At 58.5% G+C, this 23,589-nt stretch carries 17 protein-coding genes and 1 other annotated feature; of the genes, 14 read left to right on the top strand and 3 right to left on the bottom strand.

Features of this window, described 5'->3' with window-relative positions:
* Positions 1-24: 24 nt before the first annotated feature.
* From AC06G8_RS14950 to leuS, 4 genes are all read left to right on the top strand, one after another.
* Positions 25-1,272 carry a glucoamylase family protein gene (locus AC06G8_RS14950; RefSeq protein ID WP_480283212.1) on the top strand — a complete coding sequence of 416 codons (1,248 nt, stop codon included), beginning with the start codon at positions 25-27 and terminating at the stop codon, positions 1,270-1,272.
* Positions 1,273-1,367: 95 nt separating this feature from the next.
* On the top strand, positions 1,368-4,712 hold the full coding sequence (locus tag AC06G8_RS14945) for a GH36-type glycosyl hydrolase domain-containing protein (protein ID WP_480283211.1): 3,345 nt from the start codon (positions 1,368-1,370) through the stop codon (positions 4,710-4,712).
* Positions 4,713-4,791: 79 nt separating this feature from the next.
* The gene (locus AC06G8_RS14940) at positions 4,792-5,784 is read left to right on the top strand and encodes a LacI family DNA-binding transcriptional regulator (protein WP_480283210.1); all 993 of its coding nucleotides are present in this window, start codon (positions 4,792-4,794) and stop codon (positions 5,782-5,784) included.
* 56 nt (positions 5,785-5,840) lie between these two features.
* Positions 5,841-6,082 (top strand) — a binding site (T-box leader).
* Positions 6,083-6,149: 67 nt separating this feature from the next.
* A complete protein-coding gene (gene leuS / locus AC06G8_RS14935) occupies positions 6,150-8,591 on the top strand; it encodes a leucine--tRNA ligase (RefSeq protein ID WP_480283209.1) in 2,442 nt (813 codons plus the stop codon).
* Positions 8,592-8,710: 119 nt separating this feature from the next.
* Here leuS and comER read toward each other — a convergent pair whose 3' ends face one another.
* Positions 8,711-9,550 (bottom strand): late competence protein ComER, encoded by an 840-nt coding sequence (gene comER, locus AC06G8_RS14930; RefSeq protein ID WP_480283208.1) that lies wholly within the window; start codon positions 9,548-9,550, stop codon positions 8,711-8,713.
* A gap of 252 nt (positions 9,551-9,802) precedes the next feature.
* Between comER and AC06G8_RS14925 the strand changes: the two genes are divergently transcribed.
* From AC06G8_RS14925 to AC06G8_RS14900, 6 genes are all read left to right on the top strand, one after another.
* Positions 9,803-10,513 (top strand): ComEA family DNA-binding protein, encoded by a 711-nt coding sequence (locus tag AC06G8_RS14925; protein ID WP_480283207.1) that lies wholly within the window; start codon positions 9,803-9,805, stop codon positions 10,511-10,513.
* 58 nt (positions 10,514-10,571) lie between these two features.
* The gene (locus AC06G8_RS14920) at positions 10,572-11,885 is read left to right on the top strand and encodes a homocysteine synthase (RefSeq protein WP_480283206.1); all 1,314 of its coding nucleotides are present in this window, start codon (positions 10,572-10,574) and stop codon (positions 11,883-11,885) included.
* Between the two features lie 206 nt (positions 11,886-12,091).
* Positions 12,092-12,631, top strand: coding sequence for a deoxycytidylate deaminase (locus AC06G8_RS14915; RefSeq protein ID WP_447661520.1), 540 nt, complete (start codon positions 12,092-12,094; stop codon positions 12,629-12,631).
* A 284-nt stretch (positions 12,632-12,915) separates the two neighbouring features.
* A complete protein-coding gene (locus AC06G8_RS14910) occupies positions 12,916-15,783 on the top strand; it encodes a ComEC/Rec2 family competence protein (protein ID WP_480283205.1) in 2,868 nt (955 codons plus the stop codon).
* Between the two features lie 61 nt (positions 15,784-15,844).
* The gene (locus AC06G8_RS14905; RefSeq protein WP_480283204.1) at positions 15,845-16,183 is read left to right on the top strand and encodes a hypothetical protein; all 339 of its coding nucleotides are present in this window, start codon (positions 15,845-15,847) and stop codon (positions 16,181-16,183) included.
* Complete coding sequence (locus AC06G8_RS14900; RefSeq protein ID WP_480285450.1) at positions 16,107-16,967, top strand: glycoside hydrolase family 76 protein; 861 nt, start codon at positions 16,107-16,109, stop codon at positions 16,965-16,967. Before AC06G8_RS14905 ends, AC06G8_RS14900 begins: the two co-directional genes overlap by 77 nt.
* A 175-nt stretch (positions 16,968-17,142) precedes the next feature.
* On the opposite strand, the gene AC06G8_RS14895 is transcribed toward AC06G8_RS14900, so the two are convergent.
* The gene (locus AC06G8_RS14895; protein ID WP_447661516.1) at positions 17,143-17,532 is read right to left on the bottom strand and encodes a hypothetical protein; all 390 of its coding nucleotides are present in this window, start codon (positions 17,530-17,532) and stop codon (positions 17,143-17,145) included.
* Between the two features lie 353 nt (positions 17,533-17,885).
* On the opposite strand from AC06G8_RS14895, the gene AC06G8_RS14890 reads away from it, so the two are divergent.
* The 3 genes from AC06G8_RS14890 to AC06G8_RS14880 all read left to right on the top strand — a co-directional run bounded on the left by AC06G8_RS14890 (position 17,886) and on the right by AC06G8_RS14880 (position 20,897).
* Complete coding sequence (locus AC06G8_RS14890; protein WP_480285449.1) at positions 17,886-18,674, top strand: RNA polymerase sigma factor; 789 nt, start codon at positions 17,886-17,888, stop codon at positions 18,672-18,674.
* The gene (locus AC06G8_RS14885; RefSeq protein WP_480283203.1) at positions 18,671-19,225 is read left to right on the top strand and encodes a zf-HC2 domain-containing protein; all 555 of its coding nucleotides are present in this window, start codon (positions 18,671-18,673) and stop codon (positions 19,223-19,225) included. The genes AC06G8_RS14890 and AC06G8_RS14885 overlap by 4 nt, the downstream gene beginning before the upstream one ends.
* Before the next feature lie 490 nt (positions 19,226-19,715).
* Positions 19,716-20,897: a hypothetical protein gene (locus tag AC06G8_RS14880; RefSeq protein WP_480283202.1), complete on the top strand. Its 1,182-nt coding sequence runs from the start codon at positions 19,716-19,718 to the stop codon at positions 20,895-20,897.
* 495 nt (positions 20,898-21,392) lie between these two features.
* Here the strand turns inward: AC06G8_RS14880 and AC06G8_RS14875 are convergent, their stop codons facing one another.
* Positions 21,393-21,902 carry an NUDIX domain-containing protein gene (locus AC06G8_RS14875; RefSeq protein WP_480283201.1) on the bottom strand — a complete coding sequence of 170 codons (510 nt, stop codon included), beginning with the start codon at positions 21,900-21,902 and terminating at the stop codon, positions 21,393-21,395.
* Positions 21,903-22,187: 285 nt separating this feature from the next.
* On the opposite strand from AC06G8_RS14875, the gene AC06G8_RS14870 reads away from it, so the two are divergent.
* Positions 22,188-23,546 (top strand): extracellular solute-binding protein, encoded by a 1,359-nt coding sequence (locus AC06G8_RS14870; protein WP_480283200.1) that lies wholly within the window; start codon positions 22,188-22,190, stop codon positions 23,544-23,546.
* Positions 23,547-23,589 lie beyond the last annotated feature (43 nt).

Below are 23,589 nucleotides of genomic sequence, written 5' to 3'. Positions count from 1 at the left end.
ATTTTAATAGCCGGAGGTAATCTTATGAGAGAACCGATTAGCAACGAGGAACTGCTGGAGCTGGAGAGCAGAAAGAGCTTTGAGTTTTTTTGGGAGGAAGCCAACACAGACCCGCAAAGTCCCGGGTACGGCTTGATCCGAGACCGGGCGCCGGGCCTTCCGTCCATGTCGAGCATCGCGTCGGTCGGATACGGCCTGACCGCGATCGCCATCGCCGCCAGCCGCGGGTGGGTGAGCGAGGCAGAGGCCGAGCAGCGGGTGCTTGGCACGCTGAATACGTTCTTGAAGCATGCGGAGCAAAGGCATGGATTCTATTTCCACTTCCTGGACATGGATACGGCCAAGCCATACGGGGGCTGCGAGGTGTCCGTCATCGATACGGCTATCCTGATCTGCGGCGCGCTTGCGGCTGGACAGTACTTCGGGGGCGAAGCGGAGGAGCTCGCGAAGGAGCTGTACGAGCGCGTAGAGTGGGACTGGTACCGCAACGCGGAGACGAACCAGTTCTATATGGGCTATGACGACAAGAGCGGCAGGCACTTCGGCACATGGGATCATTACGCCGAGCAGTTCATGATGTACTTCCTGGGAGCGGCATCGCCGACTCATCCGGTGCCGGCGGATATGTTCGAGGACTTTACCCGTTATCTGGGCTACTACGGCGGCGTTGGTCCGGTCATCCACAGTACGGGAGGAGCGCTGTTCGTCTATCAGTTCTCGCATGCCTGGTTCGATCTCCGCGGCAGAGAAGACAAGTTCGGCGTCGACTGGTTCCAGAATTCCGTCAATGCCACGCTCGCCAACCGCCAGTTCTGCATCGATCACGCCGGGAAATCGGCCACCTTCGGCCCGAATTCCTGGGGACTGACGGCTTGCGATGGTCCTCGCGGCTACAGCGGAGGATACGGCGCGAATCCCAATACGACCAAAAGCGACTATGTCGACGGTACGATTCCTCCTTGCGGAGCGGCTGGCTCGATCGTATTCACGCCGGAGGAATCCATTGCCGCGATGCAGCATTACTATACTCATTATCCCAACCTATGGGGCAGGTACGGCTTCAAGGATGCCTACAACCTCGACGAGCAGCCCGAATGGTACGCGGAGGATGTCATCGGAATCGACAAGGGCATCACGCTGCTGATGATTGAAAACTACCGGACAGGTTTTGTATGGAGGCAGTTCATGGACATTCCTGTCGTACGGCTGGGGATGGCCAGATGCATGGGAGCGCCCCGTTCAGCCCTTCCTGCAGCAGTCGTGCCGGCCTGATCCTTTTTCCACTATAAGCTCTATTGATAGAGAAAGACGCAGCCAAGCAAGCCTGCTGCTCCAATCGGCAACTATATAGAAATGAGTGAACTTTCATGATGAAGATCTTGCATTCCGGCGTAGAGCTCCAAGCAGGCCGATTGCGCTTCGCTTTTTTGAACAGCGGCGATCTGCAAGAGGCCTCCTGCGGGAGTATCCTTATCAATCAGCTGCTTGCGAACCCGATTGACGGCTCGCTGTCGAATATCTACCTCAGGCTTCACCGCGATACGGGCATCGAAGCGGTCCCTCTGCTCGGCATCCATTCCGCAAGCCGCATCAGCTGCTCCGGGCAGACGTTGATCTGGAAAGGCTCTGCGCTCGGAGTCTCCTATGAGGTCAGCTTCCATCTGACCGAGGAGAATAGTTGGTTCTGGGACGTTCGACTGGAAGGGAGCGGTGTCGAAGCGGATCTGATCTACGGTCAGGATATGGGACTAGCCGACAAAGGCGCCGTGCGCAGCAATGAAGCCTACATGTCCCAATATATTGACCATAAGGCCTTTCAGGATGAGCAAAAGGGATATGTCCTATGTTCCCGGCAGAATCAGCCTCAGCATGGCGGCTTCCCTTATTTGCAGCAAGGGGTTCTGACTGGAGCGGCCGGATATTCGACGGACGGCTTCCAGTTTTTCGGGCTGTCCTACAAGGAGACGGATGTTCCGGAGCGGCTTGCGGAGAAACAGCTGGCCAATTGCATCTATCAATACGAATTCGCCTATGCGGCGCTGCAGTCGAGACGTATTCGGCTGAACGGCGAAGCGAGAGTCGTCTTCTATGGCTTGTTCAAAGAAAACCATCCGTCTGCCGTATCGTCGCTGGAATATGGAGAGGAAATCGCGAAAGCTTGGGCGAACATAGAAGGGAAGCCGCTGGCTCAAGGGCAAGCGATCCCGAAAGCAGCCTTGAAAGCTGCGATCGGCAATCCCTTGCAATCGCCGGACATGGACCTGAGCGAAATTCAGCTGCGATTCCCGGATCGCAGACACGAGGAATGGGACGGGGAAACGCTGCTTTCCTTTTTCACGCCAACACACGAGCATATCGTCCTCAAATCCAAAGAGCTTCGAGTGGAGCGTCCTCACGGCCATATTCTAATGGCAGGCAATAATCTGCACATGGACGGGGAAATGCTGACCACTACCGCCTACATGTACGGCGTTTTCAATTCTCAGGTCGTCGTCGGCAACACATCTTTCAATAAAATGCTGTCGAATACTCGAAACGCTCTCAACGTCATGAAAACATCCGGACAGCGCATCTATGTGGAATTGGACGGCAAATATCGTCTGCTCACGATGCCGTCCGCCTTCGAGATGGGCTTCAATTATGCGAGATGGTACTACAAGCTGCCTGGAGACATGTTGGTCATCACCAGCTATACGACGGTTGACGAGCCGGAGGTCCGCCTCCGCGTCGCGTCGGAGAACGGCAGGGCTTACCGTTATCTTGTCTCCAATCAAGCAACGATGAACAACAATGAATACGAAACGCCATTCAGAATGAGCCTGGACGGCAACGGTCTGATCTTCGAGGCGGACAGCCGGTCACTCAGCGCTTCGGCCTATCCGGATCTGCGGTACCGCTTGCGCGTGGCAGGATCGGAGTTCCTCGCAGGCGACGAGTCTCTTCTGGCGGACCATGTGGAGCCTCATTCGGCATCGCTGGCCATTCTGGAACTTGGTGCGAGCGCTTCCTGGGAACTTGCCATCCAGGGGCAGCTTCATGGCCAGGAACGGCCTGATGTCCCTCGCGACATGGAGACGGAAATCGCCAAGTACCGCAGCTATCTCAACACGTTTCTGAACGGCTTCCAGCTTTCCCTGCCCGGCGGGCCCAGCGCGGAGCTGGATCGGATCAACGTTCTCGCCAGATGGTACACCCATAATATGCTGGTGCACTTCTCCGTCCCGCATGGTCTCGAGCAGTATGGCGGGGCCGCTTGGGGAACGCGGGACGTATGCCAGGGACCGGTGGAATACTTCATGGCGACACAGAGGCATGAAACGGTGCGCCGCATATTGCTGACGGTATTTTCCCATCAATATGAGGATACAGGCAATTGGCCGCAATGGTTCATGTTCGACAGGTATTACAAGATCCAGGGAGAAGAAAGCCATGGCGATATCATCGTGTGGCCGCTCAAAGCATTGGGCGATTACTTGAACGCAACGAAGGACTACAGCATTCTGGAGGAGCTCGTGCCGTACATGGACCGCCATGCGTTCGAATTCACCGATGAGAAGGCTCCGATCCTTGCGCATCTCCTCAAGGAAATCGAGTACATCAAGGAGCATTTTCTGCACGGGACGCACTTGTCGGCTTACGGAGACGGGGATTGGGACGATACGCTCCAGCCTGCCAACGCGCAGCTGAAGCAATTCATGGTCAGCAGCTGGACGGTCGCTTTGACCTACCAGGCGTTCACCCGCTTGTCTGCCGCCTTCATGGAATGCGATGCGGCAATGGCGGACGAGCTGCGCGGGATCGCCGCTTCGATTCAGGCCGACTTCCAGCGTTACATGCTTCCGACAGGCGTTATTCCCGGATTTCTGTACATGGAGGAGCCGGGGCAGCCGGAGCTTATGCTGCATCCCGAGGATACGAAGACCGGCATCCGCTACAGGCTGCTGCCCATGACGCGCAGCATGATCGGAGAGCTGCTGACCAAGGAACAGGCGGAGGCCCATTATGCGCTCATCAAAGAGAAGCTGCATGACCCCGACGGCGTCCGGCTGATGGATCGTCCCGCCGCATACACAGGCGGTGTCAGCAACCGCTTCAAGCGTGCCGAACAGGCCGCTAATTTCGGGAGGGAAGTGGGACTGCAGTACGTGCACGCCCACATCCGCTTTGTCGAAGCGATGGCCAAGCTGGGCCATGCGGATGAAGCCTGGCAAGGGCTGCACAGGATCAATCCGGTCGGGCTTCGCGACTATGTAGCCAACGCGGATCTGCGCCAGAGCAATGCCTACTTCAGCAGCTCGGACGGCAAGTTCAACGACCGCTACGAGGCTCAGGAACGATTTGAAGAACTCAAGCAAGGGAAGGTTTTGGTGAAAGGCGGCTGGAGAATATACTCCAGCGGACCAGGCATTTATATGAATCAGCTGATCTCCAATTGTCTGGGCATCCGCATGGAAGGCGGGGATCTGGTCATCGACCCCGTATTGCCGGTCCATTTGGACGGGCTGCATTTCTGCTACCGGGTTTACGATCTGCCGGTTGAATTCGTCTATCATCTGGGCAGCAAGCAGGCTGGCTTGATCCTGGTGAACGGGGTGGCTATGCCTAGCCGAGAGCAAGCGAACCGTTACCGTCAGGGCGGCTCGAGGCTGAGCCGGGAGCAGATCCTGCCGCTTCTGAAGTCAGAGGGGAACAGGATCGAAATCCATACGTGATCGAATATCCAGCTGAAAGCTCGACCGTCCGTTGGACAGCAGAGATCCAAGGGATGATGACAGGGAAGGGGGCATGCATGTGGCAAATATCAAAGATATCGCCAAACGAGCAGGGGTATCCATATCGACGGTCTCCTATGCGCTCAACGGAAGCCCGAAGGTCACGGCTGAGACTTCTGCCCGGATACTAGGTATAGCCAAGGAGCTGCAGTACACTCCCAACGCAGCTGCCCGCAACTTGAAGAAGCAGGAAAGCAAAGTGGTCGGCGTTTTTCTAAGCGACTTCAACGGAGCTTTTTACGGCGAACTGCTGCAAGGGATGAAGGAAGGCTTGAAGCAGAGCGGCTACGATCTTGTCGCTTGCAGCGGCAAGCAGTCGCATCGGCTGCTCCCGCAGCGAATGATCGACGGCGCCATCGTCCTGGACGAGTCCTTCTCGAGCGAAGAGCTGCTCAAGTATGCGGATATGGGCCATAAATTGGTTGTTCTGGACCGGGATCTGAACCACCCCAATGTCAATCAGGTGCTCCTTGACAACAAAGCCGGAGCAAGGCTTGCCGTCGAGCATCTCATCGAGCTCGGCCATCGCAAGCTGTATGTGGTGACGGGGCCGAAGGGCTCGTTCGATTCCAGGCAGCGCTTGCAGGCAGTCAAGCAGGTGGTGGACCGGAATCCGCATATTCAGTACATTGAAATCGAAGGGGATTTCAAAAAAGCTTCCGGAGCGCTTGCCGGCCTTCAAATCGCCCAGCGATTCACCGAACCGGCGGCCGTCTTCTGCTTGAACGACGAGATGGCGATCGGAATGTACGAATATTTGACGACGACGGACATCCGGGTCGGGAGGGATATCAGCCTGATCGGCTTCGACAACATCGAAGTATCCCAGTACACGCAGCCGCGCCTGGCTACAATCGACTATTCGAAGCAAAATTGGGGGTGGCTTTCCTCCGAACAGCTTCTTAAGCTTATTGCAGGCGAGTATGTTGAGCATGAACGCATTTACGTCACTCTCATGAAAGGCGGCTCGATGGGGCCGGCCCTGAGCTCCAGCTTCACAGAGCCTTCCTGAGCCGCGCATTCTTGACTCCCGGTCTGCAATCCACTATAATCGGACTTAAATTAGCCATATTGGCGTTGAAGAGGAGCAGTAAGCCGCATCGCGTGGACTTAGAGAGCCGGCATCAGTTGGTGCAAGCCGGACCCGCAGCGTGCCGAATCTCGCCTCGGAGCCGCAAGGTCAATTCCGGATTCGGAGCAGCCTTGCCGCATGGCCCGCGTTAAGGGCTTCATGAGTGGGTGTCCGCGGCAAAGCATGCCGGGCGCCAACTAGGGTGGTACCACGGGAATTCAAACCTCTCGTCCCTAGCGATTAATCGCTGGGACGGGAGGTTTTTTGCGTTTGCGCCCCCGCACAATGAACAGGAGGCATAGGCCATGAGTCAGGAAAGAATCGAAGGACAAGGCTACAACCCCCAGCAGCTGGAGCCGAAGTGGCAGCAGCATTGGGATGAGCATAAGACGTTCCGCACGGAGGAGGACTCGGTCAAGCCGAAATTCTTTGCGCTGGACATGTTTCCATATCCATCGGGGGCGGGCCTGCATGTAGGCCATCCGGAAGGCTTCACGGCGACGGATATTATTTCCCGCTACAAAAGAATGAAAGGATACAACGTGCTGCATCCGATGGGCTGGGACGCCTTCGGCCTGCCGGCAGAGCAGCATGCTCTCGATACCGGCGAGCACCCGCGCGACATCACGGTGAAGAACATCAACAACTTCCGCCGCCAGATCAAGTCGCTCGGCTTCTCGTACGACTGGGACCGCGAGATCAGCACGACCGATCCGGACTACTACAAGTGGACGCAGTGGATTTTCATCCAGCTCTACAAGAAAGGCCTCGCTTACGTCGCGGAGGTGCCGGTCAACTGGTGTCCGGCTCTGGGCACGGTGCTGGCGAACGAGGAAGTCATCAACGGCCTCAGCGAGCGCGGAAACCATCCGGTCATCCGCAAGCCGATGCGCCAGTGGGTGCTGAGAATTACCGAGTATGCCGAGCGCCTGCTCGAAGATCTGGAGGAGCTGGACTGGTCGGAAAGCATCAAGGACATGCAGCGCAACTGGATCGGCAAATCCGTAGGCGCCGAGGTCGCGTTTGCGGTCGACGGCTCCGACGCGGAGATCCAGGTGTTCACGACCCGTCCGGACACGCTGTTCGGCGCGACCTACTGCGTGCTGGCTCCGGAGCATGAGCTGGTGGACTCCATCACATCGCAGGAACAGAAGGCGGCGGTCGCCGACTATCGCGAAGCGGCTTCCCGCAAGAGCGATCTCGAGCGCACCGATCTGGCCAAGGACAAATCCGGCGTCTTCACGGGAGCTTACGCGGTCAATCCGGTCAGCGGAGCCAAGGTACCGGTCTGGATCGCGGATTATGTCCTGGCCGGCTACGGCACGGGAGCGATCATGGCCGTGCCGGGCCATGACCAGCGGGACTGGGAATTCGCCAAGCTGTTCGACCTGCCGATCATCGAGGTCGTGCAGGGCGGCAACGTCGAGGAAGAAGCCTTCTCCGGCGATGGACCGCATGTGAACTCTGATTTTCTCGACGGCCTGTCCAACAGCGAAGGCATCGCAGCCATGATCAGCCGTCTGGAAGAGACGGGCAAAGGCCGCGGCAAAACGACGTACCGGCTGCGCGACTGGCTGTTCAGCCGCCAGCGCTACTGGGGCGAGCCGATCCCGATCCTCCATCTGGAGGACGGCTCAATGAAGCCGGTTCCGGAGGATCAGCTGCCGGTGCTGCTGCCGGACGTGGAGGCGATCAAGCCTTCGGGAACGGGAGAATCTCCGCTCGCCAACGTTACGGATTGGGTCAACACGACCGATCCGGAGACCGGCCTGCCGGCTCGCCGCGAGACGAACACGATGCCGCAATGGGCCGGAAGCTGCTGGTACTACCTGCGCTTCATCGATCCGAAGAACGATCAGCAGTTCTGCTCGCCCGAAAAACAGAAGGAGTGGCTGCCGGTCGACCTGTACATCGGCGGCGCGGAGCATGCGGTGCTTCACCTGCTGTACGCGCGCTTCTGGCATAAGGTGCTGTACGACCTCGGCTTCGTAGACACCAAGGAGCCTTTCCACAAGCTGGTCAATCAAGGCATGATTCTCGGCCCGAATAACGAGAAGATGAGCAAATCCCGCGGCAATGTCATCAATCCCGACGACATCGTGGGCGAATACGGCGCCGATACTCTGCGCCTGTACGAGATGTTCATGGGGCCGCTGGAAGCGACGAAGCCGTGGAACACGAGCGGCGTCGAGGGCATGCACCGCTTCCTGAGCCGCGTCTGGCGCTTGTTCGTCGGCGAGAACGGCGAGCTGAATCCGAAAATCTCGGATGCCGAAGGAAGCGATGCGATGAACCGGGTCTGGCACCGCTCCATCAAGAAGGTGTCGGACGACTTCGACAACCTGCGCTTCAACACCGCGATCAGCCAGCTGATGATCTGGGTCAACGAAGCCTACAAGGCCGAGACGCTGCCGCGCCGTTCCATGGAGAACTTCGTGCAGCTGCTCTCTCCGCTCGCTCCGCATATCGCCGAGGAGCTGTGGGAGAAGCTGGGGCATTCCGAATCCGTTACGTATGTGGAATGGCCCTCCTATGAGGAATCGTGGACGGTGGACCAGGAGGTCGAGATCGTCGTGCAGGTCAACGGCAAGATCGCCGAGCGCGTATCCATCGCGGCCGACACCGACACGGACGAAATGGAACGGATCGCCAAAGAGCTCCCTCGCGTGAAGGAGCTGACGGAAGGCAAGACGGTCCGCAAGGTCGTCGCGGTCAAAGGCAAGCTCGTCAATATCGTAGCCAACTAAAAAGATACCGATGGCTGCAGTCTTCTTCCTATGGAGAGTCCTGCAGCCGGAGGCTCTTTCTGAGGAAAGCATCCCGGAAGAGGTGAACGGACCCTGGAGGTTTCGCATGCGCGAATGCCTCAGGGACCGTTCACCTCTTCGTCGTTTAGGGAAGCTTCGACCTTTTCGAGATCCTCGCGGAATTTGTCATGGGTGATGCGGATCAGCTTCTGGAACATGCCGTCCGTCTCCTGTCTGAGCAGCTGCAGGCCTTGCTGGGTAATGCCGCCCGGCACCGAGACGCGGCGGATCAATTCATCGGGCGTCATCCCCCCTTCGGTCAGCAGCTTGCCTGTGCCGAGCAGCATGGCGCTGGAGATGGCGACCGCCTCGTCGGGATCGATGCCGGTGATCTCGACGGCGGCGTCGATCAGGCGCTGCAGCAGGAAGGAGATGAAGGCCGGACCGCAGCTGGACAGGTCGGAGACGATCCGGGTGTACTGCTCGTCGATGAGCAAGGGCTCGCTTATGCGCGACAGGATGCCTTCCAGATAGCAGCAGTCTGCGACGGTCATGCGGCTGCCGAACATGCAGAGCGAGGCGCCGCTCAATACGCCGTTCGTAATGCTGGGGATGATTTTGGCGATGCGGCAGGGGAGCTGATCCTCCAGATGGCTGATGAGCACGGCGCTGGTGATGGACACAACGATTTGTTCGCTCCGGACGGCCGGCTGAATTTCCTGCAAGACGGACTTGAACTCCAAGGGCTTGATGCACAAAAAGAGGCAATCGCTCTGCTGCGCGGCTTCGCGGCTTGATGGAACGGCCGTAACGCCTGGATGCTGAGCGGCAAGATGTTCGGCCTTGCTGTAAGTCCGGTTGGCGACGATCACATCGGAAGCGTCGACAGCGCCCGACCGGATGAAAGAATCCACCAGCAGGCTGCCCATGCTGCCCGTGCCGATAAATCCGATCTTCATGGGATCCCTCCTTGCGAGCTGGGACGCCGGTTCGAGGCCGAAGCCAGGAGATGGACGTCCCGCATGGGATACAATGCAGAGGCCTGCCATGCAGGCCCCTATACCCCTTCTGACCATCCGGTCCCGGAAGGCATTCCTTGCCAGGGCGGAAGGCGGATTGTTAGTACTCTATGCAGGACGGCTCGGCAAACATGTCGAGGAAAGGAAAACGTTCACGAATAAGTGCCGGATGGCAGGAAGGAGCGCATGCTCATGGAAAGATATGGAGCGCAAAGGCGGACCCCGAAAAAAACGGCCGTCATGGTTTTGGGCTTGGCCGGGGCTGGCTTGATCGCTTTCGGGCTGCAGCAGCCGCGGGATCCCGATCCTGCCGGCTGGGTTCAAGTGAACGCGGCGTTGGCGGAGGCGATGGCCGGCAAGGACGCTGCGTCAGGAGACGATGGGAGCAGCGGCGGAACGGGAGGAGGGGATGCGGGCGTGGCAGGGGGATCTGGACTTGCCCAATCCGGCGGCGAGGCGGCGGCAGGAAACGGATCCGCCGCAGGAGAAGCTTCTGGCGGAGCTGGGTTGACAGAGGCTCAGGGCGGTGGAGCAGAGGAAGACTCAGCCGCAGGCGGGAGTTCCCGTTCCGGACAAGCTGCAGCTCTCGGCACGGACAGCAGCGGGGCGGGAATCAAGGAAGACGGCGGCGGAGCGGCTGGATCGGCGGGAAGCGGAGAGGGCGCAGGGAGCGGACAAGCGGCTGGCGGAATCGCCGCGTCGGAAGGGAGGATTGACCTGAACCGGGCAAGCGCCGAGCAGCTCGATGCGCTGCCCGGCGTAGGTCCCGCCAAAGCAAAAGCGATCGTCGAGGAGCGGGAACGAAGCGGTTTTTTTCGATCGGTCGAGGATGTCCAGAGGGTGAAGGGAATCGGTCCGAAAATCGTGGAGAAATGGAAAGATCTAGTTGTCGTCCTCCCATGATTGTGAGAAAATGGGTATATTTCCATGATTTCATCCCGATATAGGAGGTTTTAAGAAGATGACTGAACCTCGCAAGCTTGCTTTCGAAACACTGGCCGTCCATGCCGGCCAAGAAATCGATCCGACGACCCTGTCCCGCGCCGTGCCCATCTATCAGACGACATCGTACGGCTTCCATGACACCGATCATGCCGCGGATTTGTTCGGACTGAAGTCGTTCGGAAATATCTATACCCGCATCATGAATCCGACCAGCGACGTATTCGAGAAGCGGGTTGCGGCGCTGGAAGGCGGAGCGGCAGCGCTTGCGGTTTCCTCGGGATCTTCCGCCATCTCCTACTCGATTCTCAATATCGCTTCGGCAGGCGACGAGATCATCAGCTCGTCCAGCCTGTATGGAGGCACGTACAACCTGTTCGCTCATACGCTGCCTAAGCTCGGCATCAAGGTGATCTTCGTGGATGCTGCCGATCCCGAGAACTTCCGCGCAGCGATTACGGATAAGACAAAAGCCGTATTCGGCGAAACGATCGGCAATCCGAGAGGCGATGTGCTCGACATCGAAGCCGTCGCCAAGATCGCTCATGAGAACGGCGTTCCGCTCATCGTGGACAATACGTTCCCGAGTCCATATCTGCTGAGGCCGATCGAGTTCGGCGCGGATATCGTCGTCCACTCGGCGACCAAATTCATCGGCGGACACGGCACGTCCATCGGAGGAATCATCGTCGACGCGGGAGCATTCGACTGGCTGGCGAGCGGACGGTTCCCTGGCCTGACGGAGCCGGATCCGAGCTATCACGGCCTCGTATACACGGATGCCGTCGGACCTTTAGCATATATCATCAAAGCGCGCGTGCAGCTTCTCCGCGATCTTGGCGCCGCCATCTCGCCGTTCAATTCCTTCCTGCTGCTGCAGGGGCTGGAGACGCTCCACCTGCGGATGGAGCGCCACAGCTCCAACGCGCTTGAGGTCGCCCGTTATCTGGAAGCGCATGACGCGGTGGCATCCGTCAGCTATCCCGGCCTGCCCGGACACCCGTCGCATGAGCTGGCTCAGAAGTACTTGCCGAAAGGGCAAGGAGCGATCCTGACCTTCGAGATCAAAGGCGGAATCGAAGCCGGCAAGCGGATCATCAACTCCGTGCAGCTGTTCTCGCATTTGGCGAACGTCGGGGACTCCAAGTCGCTCATTATCCACCCGGCGAGCACGACGCATCAGCAGCTGTCTCCGGACGAGCAGCTGGCGTCCGGCGTCACGCCGGGCCTGATCCGGCTGTCCATCGGCACGGAAGGAATCGCCGACATCCTGCATGATCTCGGACAGGCGATCGCCGCCAGCCAGGCGAGCGAGGTCGCCAGCGGCTCCTGATCGTATCGAGTGTCATGGGTTCATGACGAAGGAGATGGTTCCTGCGGAATGGGTTCATGACGAAAGAGACGGTTCCTGCATAGCTGAGACACTTCCATGAGGCTGATCCGCCCAGGCATTTGGCTTGGCATCATCCGATTGTCGCTTTCCCGCTGCATTCGCTATAATGGAATTCAACAGGAACCGACAGGAAGGGGCTGCTCCGCATGCCGACTACATCCGCCGTCCAGCAGGATGCCGCAAGAAAAGACTGGGACACCTATTTCATGGACATCGCCTATATGGTATCGACCCGTTCACGCTGCCTCAGGCGGCACGTGGGAGCGCTGCTCGTCCAGGGCAAGAAGCTTCTTGGAACAGCTTACAACGGAGCTCCGATGGGCGTCGCCGACTGCTCCGAGGCCGGCTGCATGATCGTCGAGGAGTGGGAGCAGCGCATTACGGACGGCCAGGCCGAAATGGTCAAGAAGCAGCGCTGCATCCGCACCATCCACGCCGAGCAGAACCTGCTTCTGTTCACCGACCGGAGCGACCGGGAAGGCTCGACGGTTTATGTGACCGACCAGCCTTGCTGGACATGCGCCAACATGCTGGCGAACAGCGGCATTTCCGAGATCGTCTATCATCGAGGGTATCCGAAGGACTCGGAGAAGGTCAGAGCGCTGATGGAGCAGAAGGGAATCGGCTTCCGGCAGCTGGAAGGCTACGAGCCTCCGCCGCAGGCAGGCCTTGCCGTTACGGACTAGCGGCCAGCGGATATTGGATTTGATATGGCTAAGGCTGATGATGGGCTAAGGGCTGATGATTAAAGGCTGAAGATTAAAGGCTGAAGATTAAAGGCTGCAGATTAAAGGCTGAAGATTAAAGGCTGAAGATTAAAGGCTGAAGATTAAAGGCTGAAGATTAAAGGCTGAAGACTAAGACTGATGCCATAGCTGTCGGAGGAAGCACCTCCATGAGTTCTCCTTTCAAGAGGAGACTCGTGGAGGTGTTTTGTTTTGTTGCTTGTTGACCGGAAAGGAGAAGAGGGATGAGAGCGAGAGGTTTTATGGATGGAAGGCCGCTATTGTGGGCGGCCGTCTGCTTCGTCGCCGGCAGCTCTGCGGCGGCGTACTGGAGTCCCGGCGGAGCGCTGAGCGCCGGGCTGGGGCTCGGCCTGCTGCTGGCGGCGCTGGCGCTCGCCGGGCAGGCCCGGCCCGGGCTGGCCGCCGCTTGCCTGGCGGCCTATGCCATCGCCGCAGGCGAGCGGCTGTGGGCGGATGCGCGGTCCGCGACCGCGCTGCCCGCCTTGTACGCCGCCGCCTCGGCGCAGCTGCCGCCCTCGGACATTCTGGCCGAGGCGGAGGGGGTCATCACGTCGCCGGTCGAAATCGACGGCGACGTGGTGCAGCTGCGCATGACGGCGCAGACCGTCCGCGCGGGGGACGCGCAGCAGGCGGAGCCGCTGCGCGAGCGGCTGCTCGTGCGCGTCAAGCTGCTGCGCGAGGCGGAGCTTGACGCCGCGCGCCAGTGGCGGCGCGGCGACCGCATCGCGGTCTCCGGCGCGCTGCAGCTGCCGGCGGGGCCGGCCAACCGCGGCGGCTTCGACTACCGCCGCTACCTGCGCAGCCAGGGCATCCACTGGCTGCTGCAGGTCCAAGGGGCGGGCGAGGCCGACGTCTCGCCCGGCAGCCCCTGGAGCGCAGCCGCGCTGCTCGGACGCGCGGATGCGGTCCGCTCGCAGCTCGGCTCCGCGCTGGAACGTTCGTACCCGGCCGCGCAGTCCGGGTACATGAAAGCTCTCGTCCTCGGCGACTCGGACGATATCGACCCCGGCCTATACACCCGCTTCGCCCGTCTCGGCCTGACGCACATCATGGCCGTGAGCGGCATGCATGTCGCCGTCATGCTCGGCCTGCTCGGATTTCTGCTCCGCCTCTGCCGCCTGACCAAAGAACAAGTCCTGCTTGTCCTCATGATCGCCGTGCCGCCTTACGTCTTGCTGACAGGAGCCGCTCCATCCATCATCCGCGCCGGCGTCATGGCGCTGATCGGCCTGGCAGCAGCGCGGGCAGGCAAGCTGAAGGACGGTTTTCATCTGCTTGCGGCTTCCGCCATGCTGATGCTGCTCTGGGATCCCCGCCTGATCGAGAGCGTGAGCTTCCAGCTCAGCTTTATTGTAACGGCGGGACTGATCCTCGGAGTGCCAGCCGTGAACCGGCTGCTTCCACGCATCCGCAAAGGGCGGTTCCTGCTGGACTCGCTCGTCGTCACGGTCGTCGCCCAGGCGGCATCCTTCCCGGTATCGATTTATTATTTCAATCAGTTCCATTTGCTTTCGCTGCCGGCCAACCTGCTGCTCGTGCCGTTCATCAGCCTCCTCATCATGCCTGCGGGCGCGGCTGTCATGCTGCTGGAGCCGATATGGCCGGGTGCGTCGCGTGCCATCGCGGCCCTAACCTCTCGAGGGAACGACTGGTCATTCCGGGTCGTGGACGGCATGAGCTCCTGGAGAGGAGGGGCGACAATCTGGGCCAAGCCGTCCCTTTGGTGGATCTTTGCCTGGTATGGCGCGCTTGCCTGCTTGCTGGCTGCTTTGGCTGCCTGGAGGCGCGTCCGGAAGGAAAAGCGGTTGCCAAGTCCAGAGCAGACTTCCGGCGATGAGACCCGGCCGCTCCCGGATGTCGGTCATCTTGATCCTCATTGGCCTGAAGGTGGAAATGTGGATCGATGGTTGACTGGATTCAATCGTCAAAATAATCCGCCCGGCAGCACACCGGGCAGCAGCAGGCGAGTATACGATCTTCAATCCCTATTTTCAGCCGGAGGAATAAGTCCGGGGGCTTATGTAAATCGTCTCTATCGAACATTCACCAACGAGGCGCATCGATTTCTGCGCAGTCCGGGATTCTGCTCGTTTGCCGGTTTTGCGGCTGTCGCTCTTCTCCTGTTCCATGCCTATCATCCGGACTGGCCGCGCCGCAGCGCGCAAGTGGATTTCCTGAATGTCGGCCAGGGAGACTCGACCTTGATCCGGACGCCATCGGGCAAAGTCATTCTCATCGATGGAGGAGGAACGATGGATTTCGGCAAAGAGCCTTGGCGAATCCGCCGCGATCCGTATGAGATCGGACGCAAAACGCTCGTTCCGCTGCTCATGCAGCGGGGCGTCCTTCATATCGATCTCCTTGTTGCCACGCATCTGGATCAAGATCATATCGGAGGTTTGACTGCCGTCCTGGAATCCATCCCCGTTCGTCGATTGTTGTGGAATGGAACATTGAAGGAAGCGGGCAAGGCTGAGCCGATCCTGCAGGCTGCTGTCGAATTGGACATTCCGGTCTACTCCGCCGGATCCGGCCAGAGCTGGCAGGCGGATGCCTCGACCCGTCTGGACGTTCTATGGCCGCTTGCCGGCAGCGGCCAAGCATCAATTACCAAGGGAGAACGAGAAATAGCGATTGCGGAGGATCAAAACGAAGAAAGCGTCGTGCTCATGGTTTCCATATATGGCAAGCGTTTTTTGCTGCCTGGCGATCTCGGCTCTGCAAGCGAGCAGGAGCTCATTAGAGAGAGCATAGCCGCCGAGCTAAGCCATCCACCATCGAATGCCGGGCTCACCCGGCATTCGATGGTGGATGGGACGAACAGACCGTCACCGCCAACTCCATCCGTGGATGTGCTGAGGGCGGGACATCATGGAAGCAAGAACTCCACCTCTTCGGTTTGGCTTGCCTATTGGAAGCCGTTCATTGCCGTTCTATCCGCCGGTTTGAACAACCGGTACGGGCATCCCAGCGCCGAAACGATGGATAGGCTGAGAGAAGCGGGGACGAGAGCGGTGCGGACGGATCTGGACGGCGAGATCCAGTTCGAGATCAAGAGAGATTCCATGAACATGCGGCTTCTCCATCCATGAGACTCGTCCAATCCTGCGCCTTGGCAAAGCGCTGGATTTTTCCATCTTTCCAGCTCTCCTGTTGATTACGACCTTGTTCAGGCTCGCCCTCAACGTATCGAAAACCCGCAGCATCCTTGTCTACGGCCACGGATTTCTCAATTCGTTCTGGGGCATCATCCTGCCCGGAGCTTCCGGGTCGTTTTCCGTATTCTTCATGCGGCAGTTCTTCCTTACCTTGCCATCGGACATGATGGACCGTTCAACGTCAACCAGAACAGCGCATCCACGAGGACAGTCACGATCCGCTACGCGGCAGGAGCCGGCAATGCTTCCCGCTATGTATCGGTCAACGGCTCAATCGCGGCCGCGAATCTCATTCTGCCGAGCACAGGCAGCTGGGGAACCTGGGGCACGGTGACGCTGAACGTGTAAGGGCGTTTGAGGCGACGGGCCATGCGGCATACAAGGAGACGGCCGATATTCTCTGGGCCGATATCCAGACCGGCTGGAACAGCCATATGGGCGGCGGCATCGCCTGGCAGAAGTCCCAGCTCGATTACAAAAACACACCGGCCAACGCGCCAGCGGCCATTTTGGCGGCAAGGCTGTACCGGTTGTCGGGCCATCCGGAGGATCTGGCTTGGGCGCTCAAAATTTACGGATGGCTGAAAGCGAGCTTGATCGATCTGGCGACCGGCTTCGTATGGGACGGCATGAACCGCACCGGCGACGGAACGATCGACAAGGACTGGAAGTTCACGTACTGCCAGGGCGTCTATATCGGCGCCGGCGTGGAGCTGTACCGGATTACGGGAGATCCGGACTATAAGCAAGACGCTGTCCGCACGGCTGATGCGATGCGGAGGGAGCTGGTCCATCCGGCGAGCGGCCTGCTTCCTGAGGAAGGGGATGGGGACGGCGGCTTGTTCAAGGGCATTCTGGTCCGATATTTGGGAGAGCTCATTGCCGTAGCTCCGCAGGAGACGGCCATAACCCGCCTGCTGGAAACTCAAGCATCCTCGCTATGGAGCCGCGGACGCGATCCGCGGCGCCAGGTGTTCAGCACTTGCTGGTCAGAGCTACCGGAAGAAAGAGTGACGCTGAGCACCCAGCTGAGCGGCATCATGCTGCTGGAGCAGCTGGCGGCGATGGAGAAGCGAAGTACGGCTGCGATGCCGGATTCCGGCATCGCGTATCCATGACCGTCCGGATGGAGGCTGTCCATCCTTCCTGCGGACGTCCGCAACGTTGAAAAAGGAGTCCCGGCGGGGACTCCTTTTTCATGTTGGTCCCACTATCGCCTTTTGCCGCTAGAAGCTTTTCCGTCGAACGAAGCTTTGTCGGCACATTCAGCTCGACATGCACCCGGGCCGCCGCTCACTTCACCTTATCCGGATGACGGAAGCGAAGCGCGGACCACGTCTCGTCGATCGCCACGTTGCTGACGGGGCGCAGGCCGATAAGCTCCTGCACGAGCGACGCCAGGCTGTCGCGGTTGATGTCGGGCTTGACCGATTTGCTTTTTTTCGGGTAGGAAATCCAGAACACCGCATCTTCCTCCAGCATTCCGGCCGCCTCTGGCGCCCGCTCCCGCACATCCGCGGCGCTTCCGACGAACAGCTGCACGAAGGCGTACTTTCCTTCCGTCCCTCCCGTGTCCACGACATTCAGGCTGTAGCCTTCCGGCGCGAACAGAACGGCTGCGGGACCTTGCTTATAGTGAAGCTTTTTCAACAGCTGCTCCTGCATCATGACCACCCTTTCCATATTTGTTTACCTGTATTCATTGTACGAATCTCGACAGGCAGGGACAAGCACGGACTCGTCCGCTGGAGTACGAGCAGTATTTTTACTTTGCTCCCGGCGCGGCAAGCTTGTCCGAGGAAAGCGGCATTTGCCTTGCGAACGAGCCGGGCGGAGCCAACCTGGCGGTCATTCCGGTCGAGGACGGAGTCATGCGGTTCCGCTTGCAGGAAGGTAAGGTATCGAAGGTCGGGCGGGCATGCGGGCGACGAACGGGCGGTGGCCTGCCGGATTACGATGGCGGACTCGGGAGAGAGCCATGTCGTCCTGATCGGCAATGAACCGCCTGCGCAGGCAGGGGATTCGTATATCGTGGACTGAATTCAGGTATTCAGTCGTCTGGATCCATCGGCGGGGCGGCGAAGCGAAGGCAACCGTCGCGAAATAGCAGGGACCAACAGAGCGGCAGATCGGCTTGCGGGGCGACCCGTGTAATCGATCTCGCCGCTTTTTTTGGCGATGGAAAAATTTTATTCGCCAAAGCGCAGGGGAAACCAAGATATCCTTCGTCTATTCATGGGAAGGGGGGAAACGACATCCAAAGCGATATCGAATGGCTGCAGTCCGTCCGCGACGGCGGACCGGAACGGTTCGGCGAAATTATCGACGAGTACGGGGCTTACCTGTACCGGACCGTGTATGCCGTCCTGCGATCCCCCCAGGATACCGAGGACGTCCTGCAGGAGACGCTGCTGGCGATCAGCCGGGCGCTTCCGGAATGCAGGCTGGAAGGCTTCAAGACGTGGATTACCCGCATCGCCGTCAACCGAGCCATTGATTACAGGCGCAAGCGGCAGCGGCAGGAGGCGAAGTCAGGATCAGGCGAAGCGCTTGATGATTCGCCGGAAGTAATGATGAGGAGCCGGGAGCAGAACGATTCCCCGCCGGATCAGCTGATCGCGATAGAGGAGCGCCGGCGAGTGCAGGACAAGCTCGAAGAGCTTCCTCCGGAATATAAAGGGATCGTCCGGGACTATTATTTCCGCCGCCGATCCTATCAGGAAATCTCGGAAGAAAGCGGCCTGAAGCCGAAAAGCGTCGAGTCCAAGCTGTACCGGGCCAGAAGCTGGATGAAGCGACATTGGAGAAGGGAGGATTTCGATTGAGCGAGAACCGGCATCACAATCAGGAGGCATGGGCGGCTTACACCCGGAATACGCTGACCGATCGGCAGCGGGAGGAGATGGAGCTCCATCTCTCCCAATGCGACAGCTGCCTGGAGCTGTTGGTCCAGGCGGTCGACATCCTCGGGAGTCCGGCGGAGGAGGCGAGCGCCGCTTCCAGGCCTGACTTCTCCGGCATCGACTTCATGGCGGTTCCCGTTCCGGCTGCCGCCATGGAGCGGATCCGTTCTAACGTGCTGGAGCTAATGGAAGGGGACCTTCTGGGCGTCCGGCCGACTCCAAAAACGCGAACCGCCTGGCTGAGGCGTCCCGCTCTCCATTACGGGCTTGCCGCCTCGCTAACGCTGCTCCTGTATATGAGCGGGGCTTTCACGGACATGGACCGGTTTCTTGAAAGCCGGGAACCGCAGCAGGGAGCTTCCTCAGCGATTTCGAATCCGACATCCGGTCCGTCTTCCGAGAGCTGGTCGAACCGCATGCTGGATCGGACCGCGCATCTGCTTCAAGAGATCCAGGACCGCAGGTACCGGTGATTATCGGAATGAGTGCCGGAAGCGGAAAACGCCAGGGTAGTTCTTTTTAATAGAAGAATGAGCTTTAAAGCATCGGGATGAACGGGAGTAAAGGCCGACAGACCGAAAGATGGAAAGACAGAAAGACAGAAAGACAAAAAGACAGAAAGACAGAAAGACAGAAAGACCGAAAGACAGAAAGACAGAAAGACAGAAAGACAGAAAGACAGAAAGACAGAAAGACAGAAAGACAGAAAAAGACTGAAAGACCGAAAGACTGAGAAAGACTGAAAGACTGAAAGACTGAAAGACTGAAAGACTGAAAGACTGAAAGACTGAAAGACTGAAAGACTGAAAGACTGAAAGACTGAAAGACAGAAAGACAGAAAGACAGAAAGACAGAAAGACAGAAAGACAGAAAGACAGAAAGACTGAAAGACTGAAAGACTGAAAGACCCGAAAAACCGTTTTAACTGAAATGACCGAAAAAACTCCGAAAGGAACGACCTATATGAGAACTCCTCCCAATCCTTTTGTCGCGCTGCTGCTAGGGTTTATCCCTGGCGCCGGACATGCCTATTTGGGCAAATACCTTCGAATGTTCGTCTATGGCGCTTTTGTATGGGGGCCGGTCGCCTTCATGCTGCTGTTTGCCGTCACGGGCAATCTGGACGGGAATGCCGCTCCGCTCATCGTGATTCCGATCGGAGTCTGGGGAATCAGCATGGTCGATATCCTCGTGACGGTGCTTGCCCGTCCTGCTCAGACGCATGCCTATGCTCCCGGTCCGCTGGACGGGAATGGGATACCGTCCGCCCGGCCTTACCCGGTCCGGTCCGCCGAGGATCAGCGGGAGAAGGCGCTGACGATCGTGCTTTCCTTCATCCCGGGCCTTGGACACATGTCGCTTGGCCTCATGCAGCGCGGTATCGCCTTCATGATAGCTTTCGCAGGCCTCGGCGCGTTCATCGTTTTCGTCGCCGTTGTCCTGCATACGCCGGTTTTCCTCGTTTTTCTGCTGCTGCTGCCGGTCATATGGATCTACAGCATGTTCGACGCGATCCTGCATGTGAACCGCAAGCAGGCGGGAGAGCTTCTTCGGGACATCTCGTTCTTCGAGGAAATGGAAGACCGCTTCTCCGGATCCCGCAAAAACAAAACGATGGCGGCGCTGCTGTCGTTTCTCCCCGGCGCCGGTCATCTGTATCTCGGCCTGCAGAAACGGGGACTGCAGCTGCTGCTCGGATTCCTTCTGCTCATCTATCTCATGGACAGCATGCGGATTACGCTGTTCCTGTTCATGCTTCCGCTGCTTTGGTGCTTCTCGCTGTTCGACGCTCTGCAGCAGTACAAGCGCTATCAGCGGGGCGAGATGCAGGATGTGCCCGTCCTGACCGAGCTCGCCCGCTATCACCGCTGGCTGGGAGCCGCACTGATCGCGCTCGGCGCCTATTATTTGATGGACCGTTTCCTTGGCCAGGCCATCTATGAATATCTTCCGCGCTTCGCCTCGGCCTACGACTGGTTCTTCCGCAGCCTGCCGCTGGCGGTCACATCCTTCCTGCTGATCGCGGGGGGCTTGCGGCTGTTCTTCGGGAAGCCGGCTCCGCCGGCGCCGATGCCGCTTCATGAACGCCCGACGCCCTATGCCAGCTCCGGCGGACGGGAAAACCTGGCTCCAGAGGAGAGCTAAGACAGGACTGATGTGAACGAGAGGAATGGGAATATGTAATCCGCAAAAGCGACTTGGGGCCGAGTTAGACGACTTTTCCGTCTAATTCCATGGCTCAGGGCCACTTGAGGCCGAATAAGACGACTTTTCCGTCTAATTCCATGGCTCAGGGCTTCTTGAGGCCGAATAAGACGGCTTTTCCGTCTAATTCCATGGCTCAGGGCCACTTGAGTGCGAATAAGACGAATTTTTCGTCTAACTCCATGGCACAAGGGCCACTTGAGGCCGAATAAGACGACTATTCCGTCTAACTCCATCGCTCGCCCCATTTGGCGGGGATGGATAACACAAACGGGACGAAACCGAAGATCGGTTTCGTCCCGTTTGTGTTATCTCGGCTTGAATTCAGCCGAAGCTAGTTTAGAGGCTGTCCCTTTTCATTGGATGCTCAATAGTCTTGGAGCTGAATCCTTAAATGAATGCCAAAAAGGAAAACCGGCTTGTTGATTGCGACGATCACATCATGATGACATTCAAGAGATCAGAACTCACGGCGAACTCTTCGTTTGTATCTCCCCGATAGCATAGGCCCGGAATACCGGTCTGAAGGCTTTCCACTAGAGAGCGAGAATAGATCCGGAGCTCATGGAGCCTGTCCAGGTCGACGCACTCGACTCCTATCTGCAGCTCATCCGGGTTGGAGGCGGCTGCGAAGCTCCCGTCGAAGCCGGGCGGGAGGGAGCATTGAAAGTAGAATTCCACCTGATGGATTTCGGAATCCCATTCGGAGAATTCGTGGTTTCGGCCGATATATTCGCGGATATGCAGCAGGTCGCCGGGAATGACTTTTTGCCCGATCTCCTCCAGACATTCTCTGACGACGGCATCCTTCAATTCCTCTCCATGCTCCTGTCCCCCTCCCGGAAACAAGTGAAATACGCCTTGGGCACCCTGATTGCGGGTCAACAGGATGCGGCCGTCCTGAATAAGAATCGCTATGACTGAATTGCGGATTGCTGCTGGCATGATCTCCGCCTGGTCGTTGGCAGGATAATGCCTATTTCAGCTGATGGGAAGGAGGAAGAAAACGATTGTTCAACCAAAGGGTGCGCGGCAGACTGCAAGTAAATGAAACAGATCTGCTCGGCATCCGCTCTCTTCACCCCCAAAAGCTTCATTTGAAACCATCCGTTCACAAGGTCACAATCTTGACGTTTGAAGTCATTACTTTGGTAGTTGGGCCTCCCCCCAAAGTCCTACAATGACATCAGCAAGCGAAACCAACCGACGAGATCCGGGGAGGATACAGAGATGAAGAAGCAAAAAACAGCCGCAGCGGCGCTGGCGATGGCTATCGCGCTGACGGGGCTTACGGCATGCGGCAGCAACAACAACGCGGAAAACAATGCAGGTGCCGCAAATACAGGCGCTGCAAATACAGGCGCAGCAACGGAGCCGGCTGCCAACACAGCGGCGAACGCAGGCGCAGCCGACAACGCAGGCGCCGATGCCGGTAACATGCCGGAGAAGCCGGCCGAGCTTACGATCTGGCCGGACGACAACGCCGACAGCGTGGCCACGATTACGGATATTACGAAGAAATACACGGAGAAAACCGGCATCAAGGTCAACGTCAAGCCGGTCAAGATGAACGACCAGCAGCAGATCCTCTCGCTGGACGGTCCTGCCGGCAAAGGTCCGGACCTGTTCTACCAGCCGGGCATCGGCAACCTGGTGCTCAAAGGCCTCGTGCAGCCGGTCAAGGCCGAGCAGGCCGTGCTCGACTCCTACACGCCGGAAGCGCTCAAGGCGCTCAGCCAGGACGGCCAGCTGTACGGCCTGCCGTTCGTAACGGAAACGTACGCGCTGTTCTACAACAAAAAACTCGTTCCTTCGGCGCCTGCCACGATCGCAGACCTGGAGAAGCTGGCCCAGGAGCAGACGGACGCCAAAAAGCAGACGTACGGCTTCCTGTTCGAAGGCATCAACTTCTACTACGCATGGGCGTTCATGGGCGGCAATGACGGCTACATCTTCAAGGGGACCGACGCCGGCGGCTACGACGTCAATGAGATCGGCCTCAACAAGGAAGGCGCCGTCAAAGGCGTTCAGCTGATCCAGGATTGGTTCAAAAAAGGCTACCTGCCTAAAGGCGTCAACGGCGATATCGTCGGCGGCCTGTTCGGCTCCGGCAAGGTCGGCGCGGTCATCAACGGACCTTGGGCGATCACGGATTACAAGAAGCAGCTCGGCGACGACCTGGCGGTAGCTCCGCTACCGACGCTGGAAAACGGCAAGCACCCGACCTCCTTCATCGGCGTGAAGGGCTGGATGCTCTCCAAGTTCTCCAAATCTCCGGAATGGGCTTCCGATCTGGCGGCATTCATCACCAACCAGGAAAACGCGCTGGAATACTACAAAAAGACCGGCCAAGTTCCTCCGGTAACCGCGGTTCTGAACGATGCCGCGCTGACGAGCGATCCGCTCGTGAAAGGCTTCACGGAGCAGGTCCAATTCGGCCAGCCGTTCCCTACGGTTCCTGAGCTTGATTATGTCTGGGATCCGATGAAGAACGCGCTCCAATTCGCTTCCGAAGGCAAGGATGTGCAGAAATCGCTGGATGACGCTGTGAAGCAAGTCCAGGACAAGATGGCGATGTCCGGCAAATAAGAAGCCTGCGCCATTGAATCCTGTTCCATACGGAAATCATCGC

Source organism: Paenibacillus sp. SJS-P3, from assembly GCF_056711585.1.
The sequence above is the reverse complement of the archived record's forward strand: the minus strand, read 5'-3'. Positions and strand labels throughout refer to the sequence as shown.

Coding starts and splice junctions, on each gene's coding strand:
- AC06G8_RS14950 (WP_480283212.1), top strand. CDS start 25: ATGAGAGAACCGATTAGCAACGAGGAACTGCTGGAGCTGGAGAGCAGA.
- AC06G8_RS14945 (WP_480283211.1), top strand. CDS start 1,368: ATGATGAAGATCTTGCATTCCGGCGTAGAGCTCCAAGCAGGCCGATTG.
- leuS (WP_480283209.1), top strand. CDS start 6,150: ATGAGTCAGGAAAGAATCGAAGGACAAGGCTACAACCCCCAGCAGCTG.
- comER (WP_480283208.1), bottom strand. CDS start 9,550: ATGAAGATCGGATTTATCGGCACGGGCAGCATGGGCAGCCTGCTGGTG.
- AC06G8_RS14925 (WP_480283207.1), top strand. CDS start 9,803: ATGGAAAGATATGGAGCGCAAAGGCGGACCCCGAAAAAAACGGCCGTC.
- AC06G8_RS14920 (WP_480283206.1), top strand. CDS start 10,572: ATGACTGAACCTCGCAAGCTTGCTTTCGAAACACTGGCCGTCCATGCC.
- AC06G8_RS14915 (WP_447661520.1), top strand. CDS start 12,092: ATGCCGACTACATCCGCCGTCCAGCAGGATGCCGCAAGAAAAGACTGG.
- AC06G8_RS14910 (WP_480283205.1), top strand. CDS start 12,916: ATGAGAGCGAGAGGTTTTATGGATGGAAGGCCGCTATTGTGGGCGGCC.
- AC06G8_RS14895 (WP_447661516.1), bottom strand. CDS start 17,532: ATGGAAAGGGTGGTCATGATGCAGGAGCAGCTGTTGAAAAAGCTTCAC.
- AC06G8_RS14880 (WP_480283202.1), top strand. CDS start 19,716: ATGAGAACTCCTCCCAATCCTTTTGTCGCGCTGCTGCTAGGGTTTATC.
- AC06G8_RS14875 (WP_480283201.1), bottom strand. CDS start 21,902: ATGCCAGCAGCAATCCGCAATTCAGTCATAGCGATTCTTATTCAGGAC.
- AC06G8_RS14870 (WP_480283200.1), top strand. CDS start 22,188: ATGAAGAAGCAAAAAACAGCCGCAGCGGCGCTGGCGATGGCTATCGCG.